General features: G+C 57.6%; 6 protein-coding genes and 1 pseudogene. 4 read left to right on the forward strand and 3 right to left on the reverse strand.

The annotated features are described in order from the left end of the window. Positions 1-120: 120 nt before the first annotated feature. Both dnaN and recF read left to right on the forward strand, forming a co-directional pair. Positions 121-1,242: a DNA polymerase III subunit beta gene (gene dnaN, locus AC2FLB_RS17460; RefSeq protein ID WP_142638222.1), complete on the forward strand. Its 1,122-nt coding sequence runs from the start codon at positions 121-123 to the stop codon at positions 1,240-1,242. 39 nt (positions 1,243-1,281) lie between these two features. Continuing rightward, entirely contained in the window at positions 1,282-2,376 is a 1,095-nt protein-coding gene (gene recF / locus AC2FLB_RS17465; protein ID WP_496709753.1) for a DNA replication/repair protein RecF, read from the forward strand. Here recF and AC2FLB_RS17470 read toward each other — a convergent pair. Next, complete coding sequence (locus tag AC2FLB_RS17470; protein ID WP_282022489.1) at positions 2,373-2,939, reverse strand: carboxymuconolactone decarboxylase family protein; 567 nt, start codon at positions 2,937-2,939, stop codon at positions 2,373-2,375. The genes recF and AC2FLB_RS17470 overlap by 4 nt on opposite strands. A gap of 99 nt (positions 2,940-3,038) precedes the next feature. Between AC2FLB_RS17470 and AC2FLB_RS17475 the strand changes: the two genes are divergently transcribed. Then, positions 3,039-3,611 carry a TetR/AcrR family transcriptional regulator gene (locus AC2FLB_RS17475; RefSeq protein ID WP_282022488.1) on the forward strand — a complete coding sequence of 191 codons (573 nt, stop codon included), beginning with the start codon at positions 3,039-3,041 and terminating at the stop codon, positions 3,609-3,611. A 101-nt stretch (positions 3,612-3,712) separates the two neighbouring features. Further along, positions 3,713-6,130 carry a DNA topoisomerase (ATP-hydrolyzing) subunit B gene (gyrB, locus tag AC2FLB_RS17480; RefSeq protein ID WP_271950736.1) on the forward strand — a complete coding sequence of 806 codons (2,418 nt, stop codon included), beginning with the start codon at positions 3,713-3,715 and terminating at the stop codon, positions 6,128-6,130. A gap of 144 nt (positions 6,131-6,274) precedes the next feature. On the opposite strand, the gene AC2FLB_RS17485 is transcribed toward gyrB, so the two are convergent. Both AC2FLB_RS17485 and AC2FLB_RS17490 read right to left on the reverse strand, forming a co-directional pair. Continuing rightward, positions 6,275-6,532 (reverse strand): HNH endonuclease, encoded by a 258-nt coding sequence (locus AC2FLB_RS17485; RefSeq protein ID WP_496709756.1) that lies wholly within the window; start codon positions 6,530-6,532, stop codon positions 6,275-6,277. Positions 6,533-6,568: 36 nt separating this feature from the next. Beyond that, positions 6,569-6,718, reverse strand: a pseudogene (locus tag AC2FLB_RS17490) (IS5/IS1182 family transposase); the annotation flags it as partial.

A 6,718-nucleotide genomic window follows, 5' to 3' on the forward strand; every position in this document is an offset into this window, starting at 1 on the left:
CTCTTGACCCTGCGGGCAAACCGACTCAGAAATCCATAAAAAATCCTTGTGCCTCAGGGCGGAGGCGCTAACGTGCCAGTCCCGCCCATTTTCGGCACGCAAGTCAGAGGAATTAAGGGTATGAAGATCAGCATCGAACGCGGCACCCTTCTCAAGGCCGTTTCCCAGGCCCAATCCGTCGTCGAACGACGCAACACGATCCCTATACTTGCTAATGTTCTGATCGAGGCCGAAGGCGATCAGGCCATGTTCCGCGCCACCGATCTGGATATCGAAGTGGTCGACAAGGCCCCTGCGCAGGTGGAAAAGGCCGGCGCCACCACGGTTGCCGCCACAACCCTGCACGAGATTGTGCGCAAACTGCCCGATGGCGCGCTGGTCACCCTGACCGCCGACAGTGCGGCAGGTCGTCTGACGGTTGAAGCCGGGCGATCGAACTTCTCTCTGGCGACTCTGCCGAAAGAAGATTTCCCAGTTATGGCCTCATCGGAATACCAGTCGAACTTTACGGCTTCGGCAGCATTGCTGCGCCGTTTGTTCGACAAATCGAAATTCGCCATCTCAACCGAAGAGACGCGGTACTATCTGAATGGCGTCTATATGCATGTTTCAGATGGCTCCGAAGGCGGCAAGGTGCTGCGCTGTGTGGCCACCGATGGTCACCGTCTGGCGCGCATTGACGCAGACCTTCCGGATGGGGCTGCGGACATGCCCGGCGTGATCGTGCCGCGCAAAACAGTGGGTGAGTTGCGCAAGCTGTTGGACGATGACGAGATGGATATCGCCGTTTCCGTCAGCGAAACCAAGGTGCGCTTTGCAACGCCGGATATCACGCTGACCTCGAAGGTGATCGACGGCACATTCCCCGACTACACACGGGTCATCCCGCAGGGCAACACGCGGCAACTGGAAGTGGATGCGGCTGAGTTTGCGCAGGCCGTCGACCGGGTTGCGACGGTCTCGTCGGAACGTTCGCGCGCGGTCAAGCTACAGCTGGACACGGATAAGTTGGTTCTTTCGGTCAATGCACCGGACAGCGGTGCAGCCGAGGAAGAATTGGCCGTCGCATATTCAGATGAACGGCTCGAGATCGGTTTCAACGCAAAATACCTGCTGGAAATTGCTTCTCAGGTAGATCGCGAAAACGCGGTGTTCCTGTTCAACTCCGCTGGTGATCCGACCCTGATGCGCGAAGGCAATGACCTGAGCGCGGTCTATGTGGTCATGCCGATGCGTGTCTGATCGGCTTTGGGGGCTGATCGCTGAGGAAAGAGAGGGGTCATGACCTTGGCCCTGACCGAACTGACGGTCTCGCATTTTCGCTCTCACAAACTGGCGCGTTTGTCGCTGGATGGCCGTCCGGTTGCCATTCACGGACCTAACGGCGCGGGTAAGACCAATATCCTTGAAGCTGTTTCGATGTTTTCACCCGGCCGCGGCATGCGGCGGGCCAGTGCAGCCGAGATGACGCGTCGGCCCGAGGCGCTGGGCTGGAAGCTGTCCGGTCTGCTGCAAGCGCAGGGCCAGAGCTATGAGATCGAGACTTGGTCCGAAGCTGGCGCAGCGCGGCAGGTTCGGATAGATGGCAAATCCGCCAGTCAGATCGATCTGGGCAAGCTGGCGCGGGTCGTCTGGCTGATCCCGTCGATGGACCGGCTGTGGATCGAAGGCGCCGAGGGGCGGCGGCGATTTCTCGATCGCATCGCGCTGAGCTTTGATCCCTCCCATGCCGAAGCATCCCTGATTTATGAAAAATCCATGCGCGAACGAAACCGGCTGCTGAAAGAGCAGGTGCGCGATGCCCATTGGTACGCGGCGCTGGAAGGGCAGATGGCCGAGACCGGACACCGCATTCATTTGGCACGAGTGGCCGCGCTGAATCATCTGCGTGCAGCACAGGACCAGGCCCAAACGGGTTTTCCGTCGGCTGATCTTGAACTGGTTCAAACCGAAGGCGCCATACCGGAAACGGCGGAGGACCTGTGCGAAGCGTTGAATGAAAGCCGCTTTCGCGATCTTGCGGCGGGGCGGACGCTGGTCGGGCCGCACCGGTCGGATCTGTATGGCGTCTTTGCCGCCAAAGGTGTTCCAGCCAAAGATTGTTCAACCGGTGAGCAAAAGGCGCTGCTTGTGTCCCTGATCCTGTCCAATGCGCGGGCACTGGCCGGGTTGGTCGGGGCGCCGCCGATTGTGTTGCTGGATGAGGTTGCCGCCCATCTGGATGCCGGGCGCCGCGCCGCGCTTTATGAAGAGATTTGCGCGTTGGGGGCTCAGGCCTGGATGACGGGGACCGGGCCTGAACTGTTTGCAGAATTGGGGGACCGGGCCCAGACCTTGGTTGTCACCGAAGGCGATGAGGGCTCGGTCGTCGATTAGGCCGGTTCGCTGACCTTACGTTCCCACAAGAAGCCGCGCATTACTTCGTCAACTGGGGTCTGTGCCATGTGGTTGACGTAGTTCGACATGGTTTTCTGCGCCAGGCCCAGCACCACGTCCAACACGGCGCGGTGCGAATAACCAGCGTCAAAGAAGGCTTGCAGCTGCGCCTCGGTGGGATTGCCACGGCTCTGCATCATCTGCAGCGTAAATGTCCGCAGCGCCTCTAGCTTGGCATTGGGCAGCGCGGTTTCGTTGCGCAGTGCCTCGGTGATGTCATCCGATACCTTCATCATCTTGGCGATGCCGGTGTGGGCGGGCACGCAATAGTGGCACTCGTTTTCCACATTGATGGTCTGCCAGACGACGGTTTTTTCGTCATTGTCGAAATCGGTCTGCATGAAGAGACCATGCAGAACCTGGTAGCCTTCCAGATGCTGTGGGCTTTCGGCCATCACCTTATGCAGACCGGGCAAGCGGCCAAACGCGGCCTGAGATTTTTCCAATAGAGGTTTGGACCCTTCGGGGGCGGTGGTTAGGTCGTGGGATGGGAAATCGGCCATGTGGATGCTCCATTTTTTGATGTCTGAGTCGGAAATAGTCTTTCTTGAGCGATCACTCAAGTATATATTTGAGTGACCGTTCAAGAATTGGTGATGTCGATGCCCCGCAAACCTGCCTATGACCGAGACGCGCTGATCGCGCAGGCCCGCGACATATTCTGGCGCCACGGCTGGGCCGGCACGTCGTTGAAGGATCTGGAGCGTGAGCTGAAGTTGAAGCCAGGCAGTTTCTATGCGGCCTTTGGGTCGAAAGACGCGCTTTATGCGCTGGCGCTGGAACGTTACACGCAGGATGGTGTAGCGCGGCTGACAGCGCTGGCAGAAGACATCGGGCCGCTGGCCGCGTTAAAGACGCAGCCGCAGATTGTGATCGATTCCAGCCAAACGCCGGTGCAGGCCTGTATGCTCGCCAAGACCTTTGCCGAATTGCAGGCAAGGGATCACCAGCTAGCGCATAAAGCCAGCCGGCATATGGCTGAGATGAAGCAATGTTTTGCAACGCTGTTTAGGCAGGCGCAACAGGCCCGAGAGATCGGTCCTGACCACGATCCAGAGCGGCTTGCGGCGCGCTATCAATCCGACCTGTTGGGCCTGCGATTGTCCGCTGAACGCAGCGACGTCAACGCCAAGGAAATCGCCGCAGATATCGCCGCAGACCTCGATCAGCTTTGATCGGCTGAAAATCCAAACTCTGGCACAAAATATTGGGGGATCGCGTGACATTCCCCACCAGAGAACGTATAAGTTACCAAAATAATATAGGTACTAACGGCATGTCCGAAGACGCACAGGCACCGCAGGAATACGGCGCGGATTCAATCAAGGTTCTCAAAGGCTTAGAGGCAGTTCGAAAGCGCCCCGGCATGTATATCGGTGACACCGATGACGGCTCGGGTCTGCACCATATGGTGTATGAGGTTGTCGACAACGGAATTGACGAAGCTCTGGCCGGTCATGCCGACCATGTGACAGTGAAAATTCACGCCGATTCCAGCGTCTCAGTCAGCGACAACGGTCGCGGGATTCCGGTGGATATCCATCCCGAAGAAGGCGTGTCCGCCGCCGAGGTCATCATGACCCAGCTGCATGCGGGCGGTAAGTTCGACAGCAACTCGTACAAAGTGTCTGGTGGTCTGCACGGCGTGGGCGTTTCGGTTGTGAATGCGCTGTCCAACTGGTTGGAACTGCGCGTCTGGCGCAAGGGCAAAGAACATGTTGCCCGGTTCGAAGGGGGCGAAACCGTCGAGCATCTGAAAGTGGTCGGTGAATGTGGTGACCGTACGGGGACCGAGGTGCGCTTTCTGGCCTCGACTGATACGTTCTCGAACCTCGAATACTCGTTCGAGACGCTGGAAAAGCGCCTGCGCGAGCTTGCCTTCCTGAATTCGGGTGTGCGGATCATCCTGGTCGACGAACGCCCCGCAGAACGGCTGGAAACCGAGCTGTTTTATGAGGGCGGCGTGAAGGAATTCGTCAAATACCTCGACCGGTCAAAGTCGTCTGCCATGCCCGAGCCGATCTATATCAAGGGTGAGCGGGACGATATCGGTGTCGAAATCGCGATGTGGTGGAATGACAGCTATCACGAGTCAGTTCTTCCCTTTACCAACAACATCCCTCAGCGCGATGGCGGCACTCATATTGCGGGTTTCCGGGGTGCGCTGACCCGCACGATCAACAACTATGCCCAATCTAGCGGCATTGCGAAAAGGGAAAAGGTCAGCTTTACGGGCGATGACGCGCGCGAGGGCCTAACCTGCGTGTTGTCGGTCAAAGTACCGGATCCAAAGTTTTCCTCACAGACCAAAGACAAGCTGGTCAGTTCCGAGGTCCGCCCGGCGGTCGAAGGAATGGTGAACGAGAAGCTGGCTGAATGGTTTGAAGAAAACCCAAATGAAGCCAAAATCATCGTCGGCAAAATCATCGAGGCTGCTCTGGCCCGTGAAGCCGCACGAAAAGCCCGTGAACTGACCCGCCGCAAAACGGCGATGGATGTGAACTATCTGGCCGGCAAGCTGAAGGATTGTTCCGAGAAGGACCCGTCAAAGACCGAAGTTTTCCTGGTCGAGGGGGACTCGGCTGGCGGCTCGGCTCAGACAGGTCGGGATCGTTTGACACAGGCCGTGTTGCCGCTGCGTGGGAAAATCCTGAACGTGGAGCGTGCACGGTTCGACCGGATGCTGTCGAGCCAGGAAATCGGTAATTTGGTAATGGCGCTGGGCACGGGCATTGGCCGCGATGAGTTCAATATCGAAAAGCTGCGCTACCACAAGATCGTTATCATGACGGATGCGGATGTGGATGGCGCACATATCCGGACGCTGTTGTTGACCTTCTTCTTCCGGCAGATGCCAGAGCTGATCGAGGGCGGATACCTGTATATCGCGCAGCCGCCGCTTTATAAGGTCGCGCGCGGTAAGTCCGAGGTGTATCTGAAAGATCAGGCGGCACTGGATGACTACCTGATCAATCAGGGCGTCGAGGGTGCGGTGCTGAAACTGGGTTCGGGCGAGGAATTGACCGGCCAGGACTTGGCGCGCGTGGTTGACGAAGCGCGCCAGCTGAAACGCGTACTGGATGCATTCCCGACGCACTATCCGCGCCACATTTTGGAACAGGCCGCCGTGGCCGGTGCCTTTGTCCCCGGTGCGGTTGATGCCGATCTGCAAGGCGTGGCCGACAAGGTCGCAGCCCGTCTTGACCTGATCGCATTGGAATACGAACGTGGCTGGCAGGGTCGGATCACGCAGGATCACGGCATCCGCCTGGCTCGTATCCTGCGCGGCGTTGAGGAGGTGCGTACGCTGGACGGCCCGATGCTGCGCTCGGGCGAGGCGCGCAAGACCGGCAGCTTTACCCAAAGCCTGCAGGAGATCTATAACACATCCGCAACCCTGATCCGCCGCGACCGGTCGCAGGCCATCCACGGTCCGCTGGACCTGTTGCGTGCCATTCTGGAAGAGGGTGAAAAGGGCTTGTCCCTGCAGCGCTATAAGGGACTGGGCGAGATGAACCCAGATCAGTTGTGGGAAACCACGTTGGACCCGGATGCAAGGACGCTGTTGCAGGTACGGGTGAATGATATGCTCGAAGCTGATGACCTGTTTACTAAATTGATGGGTGATGTCGTGGAACCGCGCCGTGAATTCATACAGAAAAATGCTCTGAGCGTCGAAAATCTGGACTTCTGAATTTTTGTAGGGGCGCGCACAAACCTTCACGCACCCCATAAGTTTGCACGATTTGCTCATAAGCCTGCATTGTTTCGCGATAATAGTGCAGAGAAAAGTGAGCAAATCGCCTTACGCGGGTGCGGAAGGATAGATTTCAGTTTCTCAAGGATTGAACACCTGATCGCGATGCCAGACCAGGTTCTCCTTGTGCCCAGCAGTTAGACCAGAGATCCGCTTGGAATGTCCGGACAACGAGCTCAATGCCGGCGCGGACAGTTTACTCGAAAATCTAGATGTCCCATCGTCCTTGAAAGTCACCAGACCCTTGTCGAATGCTGCGTCCCATAATGCTGACAGCAAAATTCCGTTGTGGACGTCCAACCGCTCAGCATCAGTTTCGCAGTCTTTCCACGGCTTAATGTGTAAGGCTCTAGGTCATGTTGACAAATGGCGGATCTAGAGGCGGATTGAAGTGATATCCACGAAGCCGAGGAAGCTTTCGGCTGTCTTATCATAGCGGGTAGCCACCCGCCGAGCATTCTTCAGTTTGTTGAAACATCTCTCGGCCAGGTTCCTCAGCCGGTAGAGGGGCCAATCCAACCCAAT

The sequence above is a fragment of the Ruegeria sp. CDSA236 genome (genome assembly GCF_059611285.1).

Coding starts and splice junctions, on each gene's coding strand:
- AC2FLB_RS17475 (WP_282022488.1), top strand. CDS start 3,039: ATGCCCCGCAAACCTGCCTATGACCGAGACGCGCTGATCGCGCAGGCC.
- recF (WP_496709753.1), top strand. CDS start 1,282: ATGACCTTGGCCCTGACCGAACTGACGGTCTCGCATTTTCGCTCTCAC.
- dnaN (WP_142638222.1), top strand. CDS start 121: ATGAAGATCAGCATCGAACGCGGCACCCTTCTCAAGGCCGTTTCCCAG.
- AC2FLB_RS17470 (WP_282022489.1), bottom strand. CDS start 2,939: ATGGCCGATTTCCCATCCCACGACCTAACCACCGCCCCCGAAGGGTCC.
- gyrB (WP_271950736.1), top strand. CDS start 3,713: ATGTCCGAAGACGCACAGGCACCGCAGGAATACGGCGCGGATTCAATC.